The organism is Nonomuraea sp. NPDC052265 (assembly GCF_044547985.1).
In the GTDB taxonomy this organism is placed as follows: domain Bacteria; phylum Actinomycetota; class Actinomycetes; order Streptosporangiales; family Streptosporangiaceae; genus Nonomuraea.
Genome location: NZ_JBIUBJ010000001.1, coordinates 638,763 through 655,813 on the forward strand (window position 1 = coordinate 638,763; position 17,051 = coordinate 655,813).

General features: G+C 72.8%; 13 protein-coding genes. 2 read left to right on the plus strand and 11 right to left on the minus strand.

All coding sequences use genetic code 11. The features are described from left to right. Positions 1-29 precede the first annotated feature (29 nt). The 7 genes from ACIHAD_RS03000 to ACIHAD_RS03030 all read right to left on the minus strand — a co-directional run bounded on the left by ACIHAD_RS03000 (position 30) and on the right by ACIHAD_RS03030 (position 9,489). Complete coding sequence (locus ACIHAD_RS03000; RefSeq protein WP_397352637.1) at positions 30-1,742, minus strand: substrate-binding and VWA domain-containing protein; 1,713 nt, start codon at positions 1,740-1,742, stop codon at positions 30-32. A gap of 116 nt (positions 1,743-1,858) precedes the next feature. After that, positions 1,859-4,411, minus strand: coding sequence for a bifunctional FO biosynthesis protein CofGH (locus ACIHAD_RS03005; RefSeq protein WP_397352638.1), 2,553 nt, complete (start codon positions 4,409-4,411; stop codon positions 1,859-1,861). A gap of 51 nt (positions 4,412-4,462) precedes the next feature. Next, positions 4,463-5,356, minus strand: coding sequence for a DNA-3-methyladenine glycosylase family protein (locus tag ACIHAD_RS03010; RefSeq protein WP_397353029.1), 894 nt, complete (start codon positions 5,354-5,356; stop codon positions 4,463-4,465). A 72-nt stretch (positions 5,357-5,428) separates the two neighbouring features. Continuing rightward, positions 5,429-6,520: a sugar phosphate nucleotidyltransferase gene (locus ACIHAD_RS03015; RefSeq protein WP_397352639.1), complete on the minus strand. Its 1,092-nt coding sequence runs from the start codon at positions 6,518-6,520 to the stop codon at positions 5,429-5,431. 20 nt (positions 6,521-6,540) lie between these two features. Beyond that, positions 6,541-7,650 (minus strand): glycosyltransferase family 4 protein, encoded by a 1,110-nt coding sequence (locus ACIHAD_RS03020; RefSeq protein WP_397352640.1) that lies wholly within the window; start codon positions 7,648-7,650, stop codon positions 6,541-6,543. Between the two features lie 106 nt (positions 7,651-7,756). Further along, positions 7,757-8,665, minus strand: a complete 909-nt coding sequence (locus ACIHAD_RS03025; protein WP_397352642.1) for a lysylphosphatidylglycerol synthase domain-containing protein — start codon at positions 8,663-8,665, stop codon at positions 7,757-7,759. After that, complete coding sequence (locus tag ACIHAD_RS03030; protein ID WP_397352643.1) at positions 8,662-9,489, minus strand: methyltransferase domain-containing protein; 828 nt, start codon at positions 9,487-9,489, stop codon at positions 8,662-8,664. Before ACIHAD_RS03030 ends, ACIHAD_RS03025 begins: the two co-directional genes overlap by 4 nt. 91 nt (positions 9,490-9,580) lie before the next feature. Between ACIHAD_RS03030 and ACIHAD_RS03035 the strand changes: the two genes are divergently transcribed. Beyond that, positions 9,581-10,540 (plus strand): YbhN family protein, encoded by a 960-nt coding sequence (locus tag ACIHAD_RS03035; RefSeq protein ID WP_397352645.1) that lies wholly within the window; start codon positions 9,581-9,583, stop codon positions 10,538-10,540. Here the strand turns inward: ACIHAD_RS03035 and ACIHAD_RS03040 are convergent. The 4 genes from ACIHAD_RS03040 to ACIHAD_RS03055 are packed head-to-tail and all read right to left on the minus strand — an operon-like array spanning position 10,441 to position 15,382. Next, complete coding sequence (locus ACIHAD_RS03040; protein ID WP_397352646.1) at positions 10,441-11,505, minus strand: glycosyltransferase family 4 protein; 1,065 nt, start codon at positions 11,503-11,505, stop codon at positions 10,441-10,443. The genes ACIHAD_RS03035 and ACIHAD_RS03040 overlap by 100 nt on opposite strands. A gap of 3 nt (positions 11,506-11,508) precedes the next feature. Further along, positions 11,509-12,438 carry a glycosyltransferase family 2 protein gene (locus ACIHAD_RS03045; protein WP_125632415.1) on the minus strand — a complete coding sequence of 310 codons (930 nt, stop codon included), beginning with the start codon at positions 12,436-12,438 and terminating at the stop codon, positions 11,509-11,511. A gap of 58 nt (positions 12,439-12,496) precedes the next feature. After that, positions 12,497-13,324: a hypothetical protein gene (locus ACIHAD_RS03050; RefSeq protein ID WP_397352647.1), complete on the minus strand. Its 828-nt coding sequence runs from the start codon at positions 13,322-13,324 to the stop codon at positions 12,497-12,499. A gap of 33 nt (positions 13,325-13,357) precedes the next feature. Next, complete coding sequence (locus ACIHAD_RS03055; protein WP_397352648.1) at positions 13,358-15,382, minus strand: glycosyltransferase family 39 protein; 2,025 nt, start codon at positions 15,380-15,382, stop codon at positions 13,358-13,360. A 65-nt stretch (positions 15,383-15,447) separates the two neighbouring features. Between ACIHAD_RS03055 and ACIHAD_RS03060 the strand changes: the two genes are divergently transcribed. Further along, the gene (locus ACIHAD_RS03060; RefSeq protein WP_397352649.1) at positions 15,448-16,965 is read left to right on the plus strand and encodes a hypothetical protein; all 1,518 of its coding nucleotides are present in this window, start codon (positions 15,448-15,450) and stop codon (positions 16,963-16,965) included. Positions 16,966-17,051: the final 86 nt, after the last annotated feature.

Below are 17,051 nucleotides of genomic sequence, written 5' to 3' on the forward strand. Positions count from 1 at the left end.
CGAGGGGGTGCCGGGCGACCGGCATCCCCTCAGGCGGCCGGCTTGCAGGTGGGGTGGCAGAGCCTGCGGGCCAGCGCGCCGAGGAAGACGTCGATGATCTCCCCGGGCTCCTGCGCCTCGTGCAGCGAGCCGTTCGTGGCCGCCGTGATCTGCGACAGGCTGCCGCGGTCCACGTCCTTGCCGAACGCGATGATGACGATCTGGACGGGCTTGTCCGGGTCCCACTCGTTCCGCAGGGTGCCGAGAAGCTGCGGGAGCTTGACCCCCTTGCCGTCGTCCTTGCCGGCCGTGATCACCAGCAGCGTGTTGTTCATGTCGTCGCGGTAGTCGCCGCTGACCTTGCGGAACCCGCTCAGTATCGCGTCGTAGAGCGAGCTGTCCAGGTCGGGGTGGGGAGCGATCGTGCTGGTCAGCTCGTCGAGGACGCTGCGCCGCAGCACCTGGCCCGACTCCGGCTCGCTGATCGGGCCGAGCCCGACGCGCTCGCGGTAGCCCCTGATGTTGCCCACCTTGTCGGCGAACTCCCACATGCCCATGTGCGTGGAGTTCGGAAAGAGCTGCAGCCCGATCTTGGCCGCGGCCAGCGCGATGCGCACCTTGGTGCTGCCGTTCAGCGGCTCGGCCATGTGCTTGGAGGTGTCGGCCAGCACGAGGATGTTGGTCGGCGGCGCCAGCCTGCTCCAGGCGCGCAAAGCCTCGTCGATGTCCTGCTGCGACACCGACGGCCTGGTCCGCGGCGCCTGCGACGGGATCTGCGGGCCCGGCGAGAGCGGCCCCAGCCTGCCGTCGCCCGAACGGAACCCGGCCCGCCGGACGATCTCCTGCGCCTGGGCGCCCTTCAGCCAGTCGGCGAAGGCCGTGGACGCCTCCGCGACGGCCGGATCGGCGGCCGTGACGACGTAGGGGTAGTCGAGGTCGATCGTGCCCTCGCGCGGGTGCAGCGCCACGACCGGGTCGGACGAGGGCACCCGGTTGTGGTTCCACACCGACTGCTCCGGGACGATGACCACCGGCCGCTGCCAGAACCCGCGGTCGTCCACGGCGTCGAGCATGCTGCGGTAGTCGGGGGCCGACCCGGCCTGCGCCCACCGGACGAACGCGGTCAGCGCCTTGTCGGCGGCCGGCCCGGTGCCCACGACGTCCCTGGCCGCGGCCACGGTCGCGATCCCCGCGCCCACCAGGGACGGGTCGGGCACCCGTACGACGTCGGGCTCGTCGGGGTTGGGCGTCAGCCGCCCGCGCACGGTCGGCGGGAAGACCATCCGCCAGTTCATCTCGGTCCTGCCCACCGAGAAGCGCTGGGCCAGCGACGAGCGCGTGGCGAACACCAGCGGCGAGGTGGCCACCACGGTCTCCCCCGCGGGCAGCGAGCTCGCGCCCTGGCTGCGGGCCAGCCTGATCCAGGCCGAGGAGTCGGCGATCCAGCCGTCGGGACGCTCGCGCAGCACGCCCGCCCGGTCGCCGATCAGCGTGCGCAGGACCGTGGCCGGCGGCTCCTCGGTCACCTGGACCAGCACGCACCGGCCGCCGACCGACGTCCTGGTCTGATTGAAGCGCCCGGCGGCCTCCATGACCGCCGGCGCCACGTCCACGGCGGCGGCCACGCTGACCAGAACAGGCTCTCGTGACACGCAGAGGGCGGGACCGCCGCCGAGGACCACGTACAGGCTGCCGGCGGCGACGGCCACGGCGGCGAGGCCGGCCAGCATGCCGCGTTGGAGCGCCTTCCTGCGTCGCTGCACGGGAGGCAGCGCGGCACGGTGTCGACCCAACCGCACGATGAACCTCTCTCCGGTGGAGTGATGATTCTTCCAGTGCCTCCCGTGCCGGGCGCAAGCCTTGTTAGAACTTGTTATAACTACGCCATCGGCAAGATTCTTCTCACGCTCTGGCACACCCCGTCGCTCGCCCGCGCGGCGGCCAGCCGCTCGTCCGTGGGGCTGCCGTACTCGGTGGTGCGCTGGCGGACCGGCCTGCCGGTGACCTCGACCATCTCGCGCAGTTCGCTGATCGTCTTGTACGAGCCGTTCTCCGAGCCCGCCATCCGGCTGATCGTCTCCTCCATGAGGGTGCCGCCGAGGTCGTTCACGCCGCCCTGGAGCACCTGGCGGCACAGGTCGTCCTGGAGCTTGACCCACGAGCACTGGATGTTGGGGATCGCGCCGTGCAGCAGGATCCTGGCCAGGGCGTGCACCGCGCGGTTCTCCTGGGCGGTGGGGCCGGGCCGGGCGATGCCGGCCAGGTAGATCGGGGCGCTGGTGTGCACGAACGGCAGCAGCACGAACTCCGAGAACCCGCCGGTCCGCTCCTGGAGCTGCCTGATCAGCTTGATGTGCTTGACCCAGTGCAGGTGGTGGTCCACATGGCCGTACATCATCGTGGACGTCGTCGGGATGCCGACCTCGTGGGCCGTGGTGATGACCTCGATCCACTCCTTGGCCGGCAGCTTGCCCTTGGTCAGCACCCAGCGCACGTCGTCGTCGAGGATCTCGGCCGCCGTGCCGGGCAGCGAGTCCACGCCGGCCTCCTTGGCGGCCTCCAGCCAGTCGCGTACGGACAGGTTCGTCCGGGAGGCTCCGTTGATGACCTCCATCGGGGAGAACGCGTGCACGTGCATGCCGGGCGTCCTGGCCTTGACCGCCCTGGCGATGTCGAAGTACGCGGTTCCCGGCAGGTCCGGATGGATGCCGCCCTGCATGCACACCTCGGTCGCGCCCGCCGCCCACGCCTCCTCGGCCCGGTCGGCCACCTGGTCCAGGCTGAGCGTGTACGCGTCGGCGTCGGTCCTGCGCTGGGCGAAGGCGCAGAAGCGGCAGCCGGTGTAGCAGACGTTGGTGAAGTTGATGTTCCGGTTGACGACGTAGGTGACCTCGTCGCCGGCGGCCTCCTTGCGCAGCGCGTCGGCGATGGCGGCCAGCTCGTCCAGCGCCTCGCCCTCCGCGCCCAGCAGCGCGACGGCCTCGGCGTCGGTCAGCCCGGCGGGGTCGGCCTCGGCCCGCCTGAGCGCCTGCCGGACGTCGCTCGGCGTCGGGGCCGCGACCGGGCCGAGGCGGTCGCGCAGGGCCGCCCAGTCGCCGTAGACGTGGTCGAAGTCGTCGCGCCGGTCGTTCGCGCGGCCGGTGGTGTCCACCTCGACGTGCAGGTCCACCCGGCCGGAGGCGGCGAACCCGCCGTCGGGCTCCTGCCAGGGACGGCCTTCCGGCACGGCGTCCTCGCGGGCGAGCCCGGTGGCGGGGTCGGCCAGGGCCTCGACGTGCGCGAACAGCCGGGGGTCCAGCCAGGGCTCGCCGGCCCGCACGTACTCGGGGTAGATCGTCAGGCGTTCCCGCAGGTCGAAACCGGACTCCGCGGTACGCGCCGCCAGGTCGTCGATCTGCGGCCAGGGGCGCTCGGGGTTCACGTGGTCGGGGGTCAGGGGCGAGACGCCGCCCCAGTCGTCGATGCCGGCGCGGATCATGAGCGCGTACTCGGAGTCGACCAGGTTGGGCGGGGCCTGGAGGCGTACGCGGGGGCCGAGGACCAGGCGCGCGACGGCGATCGTGGCGGCGAGCTCGTGCAGGTCGGCGTCCGGCAGGCCGCGCATGGCCGTGTCCGGCTTGGCGCGGAAGTTCTGGACGATGACCTCCTGGACGCCGCCGTACTCGCGGGCGACCCTGCGGATCGCGAAGATCGACTCGGCCCGGTCCTCGACGGTCTCGCCGATGCCGATGAGGATCCCGGTCGTGAACGGCACGTTGGTGCGTCCGGCGTCCTCCAGGACGCGCAGCCGTACCGCCGGGTCCTTGTCGGGGGAGCCGAAGTGCGGCTGGCCCTTCTCCTCGAACAGCCGCCGCGAGGTGGTCTCCAGCATCATGCCCATCGACGGCGCGACCGGCTTGAGCCGCTGGAGGTCACGCCAGCTCAGCACACCGGGATTGAGGTGCGGCAACAGCCCGGTCTCCTCCAGCACCCTGATCGCCATGGCCCGCACGTAGGACAACGTGTCGTCGTAGCCGTGCGCGTCCAGCCACTCGCGGGCCTGGTGCCAGCGGTCCTCCGGCCGGTCCCCCAGCGTGAACAACGCCTCCTTGCAACCCATCGCCGCGCCCTGCCGGGCGATCTCCAGCACCTCGTCCGGGCTCAGGAAGGCCGACTCCAGCTTGTGCGGCGCGGTGGCGAACGTGCAGTAGCCACAACGGTCACGGCACAACCTGGTCAGCGGGATGAACACCTTCCTGCTGTAGGTGATCACCCCTTCCCTGCCGGCGGCCTTCAGCCCGGCGTCGCGCACGCGGGAGGCGTGGTCGAGCAGCGCGTCGAGCTGCTCACCGCGCGCGTGCAGCAGCACGACGGCCTCGGTGAGGTCGAGTGCCTTGCCGTCACGGGCACGGGCGAGGGCACGGCGAAGCGCGGAATCACTGACAACACTCATAGAGGCACAGTACGCACCCCTGAGTTCATGACGCGCACTCAGGGCGGGGTGTCAGAAGGACCTATAGTCGCGCGCCGGCATCCGCGGCCCCCGCGCCGGAGGACGCACGCCGCTGAGCCAGACGAGCACCGTCGCCCGGTGCCGATGCCCCCGATACGGCTCCAGCAGCCGCATCATCCCCTGGTCGTCGGTCTTCTCCCCCGTCAGCGCGTAGCCGACCAGCTTGGCCAGGTGGAAGTCCCCCACGCTCACCGCGTCGGCGTCGCCGAACACACGCTGGCGGATCTCGGCCGACGTCCACACGCCGATCCCGGGCAGCGCCCGCAGCAGCCGGTCGAGCTCCTCGGTGGTGGCCGCGGCCTCCAGCTTGGCGGCGTGCCAGGCGGCGTTGGCTATCGTCCTGGCCCGGACGGCCTCCGCGCCCGCCCGGTGCCAGTGCCAGCTCGGGATCTGCCGCCACACGACCGGCTCGGGCGCCACCCGCATGCCGTCGGGGGCCGGGCCGGGCGCGGGCTCGCCGTAGTGACCGAGCAGGTAGCGCCAGGCCCGCCACGCCTCCCGGCCGACGACCTTCTGCTCCAGCACGGCGGGCACCAGCGCCTCCATGACCCGCCCGGTACGCCCGATGCGCAGCCCCGCGTGCTTGCGGGCCACGTCCGCCAGCACGTCGTGCCGGACGCGGAAGCCGGAGACGTCGTCGAGCGCGCCGAGCAGGGCGGGCAGGGTCTCCAGCGACCATCCGGCTCCCGGCCCCCACGCCTGGGCGTGCACGGCTCCGGCCGTCACGGTCATCCGCAGCGTGCTCGGGCCGTCGGGGGTGCGGCAGGTGCGCCAGACCGAGCCGTCGGGGGTGCGGCGCCAGGCGGGATCGCCGGTGCCGCGCCGGTGGGGGCCCAGGGCCAACTCCGCGTCGAGCGGCCCGTCGGGCTCCCACCTGCGTTCCATCACCCGTCCAGTCTGCCGCGCGGCGGCGGGTGGTCGCTCACCCGCCCGGCCTGGCCGGGCCCGCCGGGTGGGTCAGACGTCGCTGGAGTAGCGCACCGCGCGTTCGGGCAGCTCGATGCCGGGCCAGACGCGCACCCCGCCCTGGAGCTCGTTGCCCGGCCCGACCACCGCGCCGTCACCGATCACCGCGTCGCGCACGACCGTGCCGGCGCAGATCCGCGCCCCCTTGCCCACGACCGAATCGCTCACGGTGGCCCCGGCCTCGACGACGCTGTCGTCGCACAACACCGACCCCACCACGGACGCGCCCGCCTCGACGACAGCCCGCGCGCCGACGGCGGTGCCGCCCTGGACCTTGGCCTCGGCCGAGATCTTCGCCCCGCCGAGCGCGAGGTGCTCGCCCTGCGGGCCGGGCAGCGCGGGCGAGTCGAGCCGCCCGAGCACCAGGTCGCGCGAGCCCTTCACGAACGCGGCGGGAGTGCCCACGTCGAGCCAGTACGTCCGGTCGGCGTACCCGAGCACCAGCTCGCCGGAGTCGATCAGCCCGGGGAACGTCTCACGCTCCACGGAGACGACCTCGCCGCGCGGGATCGAGTCGATCACCGAGCGGGTGAAGACGTAGCAGCCGGCGTTGATGCGGTTGGTGACCGGGTTGGGGGTCTTCTCCAGGAACGCGGTCACCCGTCCGGACTCGTCGGTCGGCACGCAGCCGAACCGCGTCGGGTCGTCCACCTCCGTCAGGTGCAGCGTCACGGCGGCGTCGCGCTCGCAGTGGGTGCGCACCTGGTCGCCGATGTCGTGCCCGGACAGGATGTCGCCGTTGAGGATGAGCACCGGGTCGGAGGGCCCGGAGGTGAGCGCCTCGGCGGCGTTCCGGATGGCCCCGCCGGTGCCGAGCGGCGTCTCCTCCGTGATGTATTCGAGCGAGAGCCCGAGGGCCGCCCCGTCACCGAAGACGGGCTCGAACATCGCCGCCTTGTACGAGGTCGCGAACACGATCCGGCGTACGCCGAAGGACCGGGCGCGGGCGAGTTGGTGGGCCAGGAACGGCACTCCGGCGGTCGGCAGCAGCGGCTTGGGCGTGCCCAGTGTCAGCGGACGCAGGCGTGTGCCCTGCCCCCCGACCAGGAGGATCGCCTCGAGGTCTGGCAAAGAGCTCTCCATCACTCCGTGAGAGTAGCGAACTATTCGATTGCGCGTTGATAGGAGTTGAGATGCGCCTCCGCCGAAGCCTCCCAGGTGAATTCGCGTGCCCGTGCCTGTCCGGCCTCCTGCAACTGCCGCCTCCGCTCGGAGGAGGCCAGCAGCTCGCCCAGGGCGTCGGCGATGCTGTCCGCGTCCGGCTCGGTGTAGGCGACGGCGTCGCCGCCCACCTCGGGCAGCGAGGTGCGGTGGCTGGTGAGCACGGCCGCGCCGCAGGCCATGGCCTCCAGCACCGGCATGCCGAAGCCCTCGCCCCGCGAGGGGAACGCCACGACGAGCGCACCGCCCAGGAACCCCGGCAGATCGGGCGCGCGCAGGTATCCCGGCCTGATCACCCGGACGGTGGCCTCCACCTCGCGGCAGGCGGCGTCGACGTCGTCCTCGTGCACGCCGCCGCCGAGCACCAGCGCGGGCGGCGTCTCCAGCCGTTTCACGGCGGCGGCGAAGCCGCGGATCAGGTTGGGCACGTTCTTGCGGGGGTCGAGGTTGCCGAGGAAGGCCACGTACGGCTGGCCGTGCAGCCCGCACCTGATGGCCGCCCGGCGGATCTCGTCCTGGCTCGGCGGGTGGAACTGGGCCAGGTCGACGCCGTGGTAGGCGACGTCGATGCGGGTCGGGTCGGCCGACAACACCCGGACCAGTTCGTCCCTGGTCGCCTTGGACGGCACGATGACGCGCCGGGCGTGCCGGACGGCGGTGCGCGTGGCCGAGCGGAAGAACGCGGCCCTGGCCGGGCTGTGCTGCTCGGGCTCGGTGAACCAGGTCACGTCGTGCACCGTCACGACGGTCGGGACGCCGGAACGCAGCGGCATGGAGTAGTAGGGGGCGTGGATGACCTCGGCCCCCGCCTGGCGGGCGAGCAGCGGCAGGCCGGTCTGCTCCCAGGCCAGCCTGGCGGCCCTGTTGGTGATGGCGACGGGGCCGGGGATGACCCGGGCCGAAGGCGCCAGTCGCCGGTACCTTTCCGCTTCCGCACGCTGGCAGACCACGGCGAGATCGGTTCCGGCCCGGTGGAGCGCGGCCACGAGCCCGTCCACGTACCGGATCAACGCTCCACGGTCGGCGGGGACCGCGGCGGCATCGACGAGCATGCGAGGCATTGCGTGGATCTTCTCCCCTCAAGATCAACGTGGGACCTGGCAAGTCCCCCCTCTTTGATTCAGCTTATGACCACCCTCCCCCAAATCGTGGGCCAAATCACACGGAGTCGCGACGTGAGGCGATTCCCGCCAGGCCTGCGCAGATCAGGTCCCCGACGACGATGACGATGCGGGAGCACAGGGCCACCGCGATGGCCGCGCCGCTGTCGAGCACGGGGGCGAGCACCGCCACCATCGCCACCTCGCGCACCCCCGCCCCCGCCGGCACGACGAAGGTCACGATGCCCAGGCACCACGACAGGGCGAACGCCCCGACGGCGAACAGCAGGCCGCCCTGCGGGGCGATGAAGAAGAAGTGCACGCCGTAGGCCGTCCAGCCGGCCAGCGCCCAGCCGAACGCGGTGAGCATGCCGCGGCGGGTGAGCGGTCGTTCCAGGGGCTCCCGTTTGAGCTTGCGCAGGCCGAAGCCGATCACGCCGTTGACGACCTTGGGCTCCAACAGCACCAGCAGCAGCGGGATGAACAGCAGCACCCAGCCGAACCGGTGCCAGCCGAGCGTGACCAGCGTGACGAGCAGGCCGCTGGCGATCTGGACCGGCATCATCAGGAAGAACGCCGCGGCGCTGCGCGGACGCGGCACGCCCAGGTCGCGGCCCATCTCCATCTGGGCGAGCACCGGCCAGACCGCGCCGGGGATGTACTTGCCGAGCTGGCCGACGAAGAACACCTTGGCGGCCGGCCGCAGCGGCAGCGGCGAGCCCAGGTCGGCCAGCAGCGTGCGCCAGGTGAGCATGGCCCCGAGCAGCGCGGCGACCACGGCGACCAGCGACCCGGCCAGCGCCGGCCACGACAGCCTGGCGAATCCGGCCACCACGGCGTCCCACTGCCCGGCCACCGCCCACGCGCCGAACGCGAGCGCGACGGCCAGGAAGCCGAAGCGCAGCAGCCGGCGCGGCAACGACCGCTTGGGGACGGCGCTCGCGCCCGTCTCCTCCACGAGGCTCACAGCGGCAGGACCCGCTCGGGCGGCTGCGGCAGCGCCGGCCCGGCGGGCCTGCGCGGCGTCTTGGTCGCCACCCACAGGTACGTCGGCACGACGGGCAGCAGCAGCCGCAGCACCTCGCGCGGCGCGCGGGCCAGCACGGCCCTGACCAGCCGGCCCGGCAGGCCGGGGAACAGCTCGGAGCCGGCGAACCTGGTCGGCGTGGCCAGCACCGGGAACGTGTAGTCCCACACGTGGAAGGCCCGCAACATCTTTCGCAGCCCCCGCCGCGTCCTGAACCGCTCGTAGTAGTGGTCGGCGCGGCCGGACGCGCGCACGTAGCGGTCGGCCAGCGCGGGCGGCAGGTACGACAGGAACGGCAGCTTGTAGTGGGGTTCGACGACCCCGAGCCGGTTGCCGAGCCCGAGATAGAGCACCCCGTCGTCGGACAGCACGCGGTGCATCTCGGCCACCACGGCGTCGGGGTCGACCACGTGCTCGTAGATGTGGTTGAACACCAGCACGTCGATGGACCCGTCGGGGAAGGGCAGCGCCGTGCCGTCGCCGCAGACGAACGCCACCCGCTCGCCGAACCGGTCGGCGGCCTTGCGCAGCCCCGGCACGTCGATGTCGATGCCCAGCGTGTGCTTGGCCCCGGCCTGGGCCAGCTCGTCGGCGATGAACCCGGCCGAGCAGCCGACGTCGCCCACGGTCAGTCCGCCGAGCGGCCCCTGGAAGTGCTCCAGCACGGCGATGATCTTCGCGGCCTTGCGGCGGCGTTTGTCCTCGTCGAGCATGGCCGACTGGAATTCGGAGTACTCGAGCTGCGCGACGCGTTGCTTGCCCACGCCGCCCAACAGTACCCGCGCCGCGGGCCCCGGTACGCTGACCTGCCCCACATGCTGGCTCAACCCGGCGGCTCCCGCGTAGCCTGGCCTGATGCTGCGCCGCCTGCTGCGCGTCCTGCTCGCGCTGGTCGCCCTCGCCTTCCTCGGCTACGGCCTGGCGAGGAACTGGCACGACACGACGCAGGCCCTGGCCAGGCTGTCGCCGTGGGCGGTGCTCGGGGCGTTCGGGGCGGTGCTGGCCGGGCAGTTCTGCATGCTGGTGGCCTGGCGGCAGATCATGGCGGGGCTCGGCACGCGGCTGCCGCTGCGGGTGGCCGGGCGGATCATGTTCGTGGGCCAGCTCGGCAAGTACATCCCGGGCGCGGTGTGGGCGTACGCGGCCATGATGGACCTCGGGCGGGACCACGGGAGCCCGCCGCGGCGCACGTTCGCGACGATCTCGCTCGGGCTGGTGGTCAACCTGGGCGTCGGCATCTCGATCGCCGCCGCCACGCTGAGCTCGCACGAGGCCGTCCGCCGGGCCTGGTACGTGGTGCTGCTCGTCCCGGTGATCATCGTGTGCCTGCATCCCAAGGTGCTCACCTGGGGGCTCAACCTGGCGCTGCGGATCGCCCGCAAGGAGCCGCTGGAGAGCGCGCTTCCCGGCCGCACGGTCGTCGTCGCGGTCGCCTGGACCGCGCTCGGCTGGTTCGTCTACGGCCTGCACACCTGGCTGCTGTCCGGCCGCCCCGACCTCTACCTCGTGGCGACCGGCGCGTACACGTTCGCCTGGTGCACCGGCATCCTGGCCTTCGTGGTGCCCGCCGGGGTGGGCGTGCGGGAGGGCGCGCTCGTGCTGGTGCTCGGGCCGGTCATCGGCACCGCTCCGGCCATCGCGGTGGCGATCGTGTCGCGGCTGGCGTTCACGCTGGCCGACGCGGTCGCGGCGGGGGCCGCGTTCGTGCTCGGCCGTCAGACGGCGAGCAGCGCGCCCGCGTACGCGGCCCAGAACGGCTCGGGATCGACCGCCTTGACCCCCGACCGCAACCTCTCCGGCTCGCCGGAGGCGTAGAAGCGCTCGATCGCCGCGCGCAGCGCCCCGGCGTCGCCCGGCTCGACCAGCAGGCCGTCGACGCCGTCGGTCACGTGGTCGGCCAGCGCGCCCACCCGGGTGGCGATCACCGGCACGCCGTGCTCGTGGCCGAGCCAGACGTTCTGGCTGGCGGTGGCGCTGCGGTACGGCAGCACCAGCGCGTCGGCCGCGGCGAACAGCTTCGGCACGTCGGCGGCGGGGACGTACCCGGGCCGCAGCTCGACCCGGTCGGCCAGGCCCAGCTCGTCGATCAGCGCCTTCGTCCCGTCGAGGCCGCCCCAGAACTCGCCCGCGACGGTCAGCGAGATCCCCTCGGGCAACGCCCGCAGCAGCAGGTCAAGCCCCTTGTACGGGCGGACCATCCCGAAGAACAACAACCGCCCGCGCACCCCGCCGGACTGCTCGGCCGACGTGGACGGCAGGTGCGGCGGCAGCCCCGCCACCCCGACCGGCCTGCCCGGCGCGAGTTCCCTGGCCAGCTCGGCCTGCTGCTCGGAGTGGGCCAGCACGCCGTCGACCCGCCGCAGCAGCGCCTTCATCAGCGGCTGGTCGTACGGCTTCCGCTCGTGCGGCAGCACGTTGTGGCAGAGCGCGACCGTCCGGGCCTTCCGCCCGATCCCGGACAGGATCCCCAGGTACGGAGGAACCTGCACAGGGCTCAGCACCGCCAGCACCACCAGGTCGGCCGTGCGCAGCCGCCGCCCCGCCGCGAACCACCCGTCGGGCCGCCGCCAGTCGAGCCGCCGCGCGGTCCTCGGGTACGGCGTGCCCTCGGGCTCGGAGATCGTCTGCTGCCCTGGATAGAGGAACGACGGGTACTGGGCCCGCCACGACTCGATCACCACGTCGTGGCCCTGGGCCGCCAGCCGGTGCGCCAGCTCGGTGGTGTGCTGCGCCCCGCCCCCCTTGTACGGATGGGTCGGGCCGACGATCGCGATCCGCACGCGCTATTCCCCCCGCGACCGCACGATCAGGTCGGCCAGCAGCGCCACCGAGCCGATCAGCAGGCCCGACAGGAAGATCATGACCGTGTTGGCCGGGAAGTAGAACGGCTGGCGGACCATGTCCCAGACGCCCTTCACGAACCCGATCGCCACCAGCCAGAGCGCCGGCGGCATGAGCACCTTGAGCGGGTTGAAGTACATGATCATCCGCAGCACCTGGAGGATGTAACGGTAGGCGTCGGAGATGAAACTGAACTTCGACTTGCCGGCCCGCTTGGCGTACTCGATGGGCAGGTAGTAGACGTCGTGCTGGTTGGACAGGAACGACAGCGTGATCGTCGTGACGCAGGAGAACCCGGGCGGCAGCAGCCGCAGGTAGGGCCGGGCCACCGACTTGCGGAAGGCGCGCAGCCCCGAGTTGAGGTCGGGGATCTTCTGCCCGGCGAGCTTCTCGGCCACCTTGCGGATCACCCACTTGGCCGGCACCCGCAGGATCTTGTGCGACCCCTCCTCCGTGGTGCGCGCGCCGACGACCTGGTCGACCGTCTGGTCCTTCTCCAGGATCTGCACCAGCTCGGGGATGCGCTCGTTGGGGTAGGTCATGTCGGCGTCGGTCCAGACGACGATCTCGCCCCTGGCCTCCTGCGTGCCGATGCGGCGCACGGTGCCCGAGCCGCCGTTGCGGTGGAAGGCGCGGATGCGCAGGTGAGGGTACTCGGGCGCGGCCTCTTCGAGCCGGGCCAGGGTCTGGTCGGTCGAGCAGTCGTCGACGGCGACCAGCTCGTAGGTGTAGCCGCTGGAGTCCATCGCCCGCGTGATGCGCTCGACCTCGTCGATGACGTGGTCCTGCTCGTTGTAGCAGGGCAGGACGATCGTGACGTACGGCGCTTCTTCCACGGCAGGTCCACTCTTGGGGGTCTCAAGCGTGCTCACGGGGGTCGAGGGTACTCTGCCCCGCTGGAAGCCGAGTCCACATCGACGGGCTTTACAGTCACTTGATCAGCTGTGACCATCCTACGCCGGGCATCCTGAGCATCTCCTGACCCACCGCCTTGGCCCTGGCGGGGTCGTCGAAGCGCACGTACAACATCTCGGAGACGGCGTCGATCGTGAGAGGCGGCACGTCGCCCTGGTAGAGCCGGGAAAGCCGCAGGCCGAACGGCTTGTCCTGGAGGAACACCTCGTCCACGCCGTCCAGCTCGCGCAGCCGGGCCACGACGGCGTCGCGCTGCGCCTCGGTCGCCGCGGCCCGGCAGGAGGGGTACTGCTGCCGCCGGCCGCACATCACGACGCTCAGGTCGGCCTTGCCCTGCCAGAAGCTGGGCAGGCGGGGCATGACCAGGATGCCCGGCTCCCCGGCCAGCCGCCGCCGGACGGCGTCGTAGTCGGCCGGGCCGCGCAGCCCGGCCTCGATCTCCGGGATCCAGCTCTCCTCGCGGGGCTTGGCCAGCCCCTCGTCGATGATCACCTTCTGGGCCCAGCGCCGCTCGATCTCGTCGGCGGGCACCAGCGTGGGCGCGACCGCCTCGGGGATCCGCCGGACCAGCGCCAGCACCCGCTCGGCGGTGCCCTGCGGGCATCCCTGCGTCCCCTCGGCGCACAGCGCGACGGTGAAGCCGTCCACGACGGGCAGCGCGCCGTCGGGCGGCGGCGAGGGCAGGAGCGAGCGCAGGTGCGGGTACCAGCCGCCCCCGCCGAGCGCCGCCACCAGCAGGACGGCCATTACGGCCATCGCCGCCGTCCTCTGGTGGGCTCTGATCCAGGGCCGTAACCAGGGCTCCCGGTCGTCGCCGAACGACAGCTCGTCGGTGTCAGGCATGCCCAGAACTATCGCGATCCGCCCGGACCGGGGTCAACCCACCGCCATCCAGACATCTACCCGCAAAGACCACGTCCCGTTGGGCGGGTCCACGAGCGAGCGCTCGTCCTGGCGGGTCACCAGGCCCATGATCTGGCGCGGCGTTCCGTAAGGGGCGACCTGGCCGGGGTCCGCGGCGAGCACGACCGGCACCCGGCCGGCCGCCCTGACCCTCTCGACGGCGGCCCGGACCGCCGGCTCCTCCGCCAGGTCGTGCCCTTCGGGCCGCGTCACCTGCGCCGCCGGACGGCCGCACATCCCGCGGACGAGCTGGGTGAACCGGTCGCCGGTCACCCGCTCGACGAACAGCACCGACGCCTCGGGCGGGATCGCCCCGCACATCGTCCGGACCGCCGCCGCCTCCCCCCGCTCGACCGGCGTGAACGCGGTGCCGATCGAGGTCACCACCGGCGGCGCGAGCACCAGCAGCACCCCCGCGACCGTCGCCCACCGCCGCACCGGCTCCCGCGGCCACGACCGCTCCCGCAACCAGCCCAGCCCCCACACCGCCAGCACGATCAGCCCGGGGATCACGACCGGGACCAGCCGCCGCGAGGCCCACGGCTGGTCGGGGGTGATCTCGGGCCGCAGCAGCGTGGTGACCGTCGTCCAGCCGATCATCGCCAGCGGCAGCAGCCAGACGAACGGCCTGCCGTCGCGCAGCAGCCTGCGCAGCAGCACGGCCGCCGCGACCGTGGCCAGCACGACGGCCGGGATGCCGATGTACCAGGTGACCCAATGGAGCGAGTACTCGAAGTAGAGCCGGTCCCCCTGGACGGGCAGGCCGTTCGCCTTCTGGATCTGGGCGATGAACTCGGCCGTGCGGGCGTCCTCGATGTTCGCGGGCTTCCGGGTCACGGTCTGGAACCAGGGACGGGCGTACAGACCGGCCATGACCAGCACGACCAGCGCGGCCCCCGCAGTCGGCAGCCACCGCGGCGGCCGGATCCCGGCCAGGACGGGCGCGGTCGCCACGCCGACCGGCGTGAGCACGAGCACGACCGCGCAGATGACCAGCAGCGGCCGGACGGACCCCGACAGATACTCCAGGTAAGGCCGGGCCAGCACGTACGCCGCCAGCAGCCCCACCCCGGCCCCCGCCACCAGCCCCGCCAGCAGCGGCACCCCCACCGCCCCCTGCGCCCTGCCCGACCGCCGCATCGCGACCAGCAGCCCCGCGTACGCCAGCACCGGCAGCACGTCGCGCAGCCCGTCGACCCTGACCAGGACGGCCAGCCCCAGCACCAGCCCGGCCGGCAGCCCCTGCCGCCAGCCGGGCCGCTCGGCCTCGATCGCGTCCTGGGCCAGCGCCAGCCCGCCGAACAGCAGGATCAGCGACGGGATCTCGCTGAACGTCGTACGCGAGGTGTAGAGGATCGGCAGGCTCACCGCGAACGCCGCCGCCGCGAGCACCGCCCACCGCCCCCCGGCCAGCCGCGCCGCCACCCCGGCCACCGTCAGCACGGCCAGCGCGCCCAGCACGGCCGGCACCGCGAACGGTGCCCCCAGCCAGTCGCCGATCGCGAACAACATCGGCGGCCCCGGCATGAACTGCGGCACCACCCCGCCGTCCACCGGGTAGGTGCCGACGCTGTCGAAGTACAGGGAAGAGTCGTGGCCGCCGAACGCCGCCGCCTGGTCGGGGATCGGCAGCGAGCCGTGCCCGGCGATCCAGGCCGCGTACTGGGCGTAGGTCGCCGGGTCGCGCCGGACGAGGAGCTGCTCGGAGTGCATGACGACGTTGAACACGCCCGACCCGGCCGCCACCGCCACGACCCCCGCCACCTGCCAGGGCGTGGCCTGGACGCCCTGGCCCGCGCCACGCGCCCCCCGTAGGACGCCGCGCGTGCCCGCCCAGCACAGCAGCGCCGCCGCGGTCACCCCGAGAAGCAGCGCGGGCAGCGGCGCGAACCGGCCGGCCAGCAGCAGCGGCAGGCCCACGAGCAGCCAGCCCGCCACGGCGAGCGCGGGCGACACCGACAGCGCGGCCAGTACGCGGCCCGATCGATCACGTTCCATCGGTGAGCGAGCGTATCCAACGCCGGAGTCACGGCGTCCACGAAAACGCGGGTAGCGTACGCGAGGTGCAGGAGGAGCGGGACGACGCGCGGCTGAAGCCGGAGCCTCCCGCGGGAGCCCCCGCCGAGGACGGCGCGCCCCGCGGCAGGCGGCGGCTCGCCTCCCGCCTCAGGGAGCCCGCCTGGTGGCGGCGGCACGGCTGGTTCGCGGGCGTCCTGGCGGTCGGCGCGGCGCTGCGCGCGCTCGCCATGCTCGGCTACCGCCCGGCCCTGTGGTTCCCCGACTCCTACACCTACGTCGTCACCGTCTTCCGGCCGCGCCCCGACCTGGTGCGCCCGGCGGGCTACTCGATGTTCATGAAGCTCCTGGAGCCCTTCCACGGCTTCTGGGCGGTCACCGCCGCGCAGCACCTGCTCGGCCTGGCCACCGGCGTCATCGTCTACGTGGCCGCGCGCCGGGCCCCCCGCTGGGCGCGCACGCTCGCGGCCGTCCCCGTGCTGCTCGACGCGTACCAGGTCGAGCTGGAGCACCTGCTGGTCTCCGACGCGCTGTTCCTGTTCCTGATCGTGGCCGCCGTGGCGCTGAGCCTGACCGACAGGCCCGCCACCGTCGCCGCCCTCGGCCTCCTGCTGGCCGCCGCCACCCTGACCAGGACCGTCGGCCAGCCGCTCATCGTCGTCCTGGCCGCGTGGTTCGTGCTGCGCAGGCGCGTGGGCCTGGCCGGGGTGCTGCTCGCCGCCGCGCTGGTCCCGGTGGTCGCCTACGGCGCCTGGTTCTACGCCGCCCACCACCGCGTCGGCCTGGTGGGCGCGAACGGCGCCTTCCTCTACGCCCGCACGATGTCCTTCGCCGACTGCGCCAGGATGAACCCGCCGGCCGACCTGCGGGTCCTGTGCGACCCCCGTCCGCCGGAGCGGCGTCCGCCCTCGCAGGAGTACATCTGGAGCAAGGACTCGCCGCTGGTGAAACTGCCGGGGATCACGTTCACGAAGGCGAACGACGACCTGGCCTCCAGGTTCGCGACCCTGGCCGTCACCAGCCAGCCGCTCGACTACGCGGGCTCGGTGCTGGCCGAGCTGGGCCGCACGTTCACGTGGGGGCGTCCGGTCTATCCCGACGCGGAGATCTACGCCTACTACGAGTTCCCGGTGACCCCGCCCGGACCGCCTGGCCGCGATCCCGCGCGGGTCGGCGCCGAGTATGCCAAGCTCTACGAGCAGGGTGCGATCGGTACGGAGATCGTCGAGCCCTACGCCGGATGGCTGCGGGGCTACCAGAGCGTGGTGCGCCTGCCCGGCCCGGTGCTGCTGGCGCTCCTGCTCGCGTCGCCCGTCGCGGCCGCCGTGCGCAGGGCGCGGGGTCTGCGCCACGCCGGCCCGCCGTCGTGGCTGGTGCCCTGGTCGGCAGCCGTCGTGTTGCTCGTCACACCGCCCGCCGTGGCCGAGTTCGACTACCGGTACGTGCTCCCGGCCGTGCCTCTGGCCTGCCTCGCGGGGGCTCTGAGCGTCCGGCCTGACCTGCGGAGACGGTCAGAAAGCGGGAAAGACTTTGGCAATGATATTCCACGAAATGTCCGGCTCTGAGTATGCTGTGCCGCGGAAACATCACGCCCGGGTCACGGTCGTTTCCGGCGGTCATGGCACCGGGCACGCCGTACGTGACCTAATCT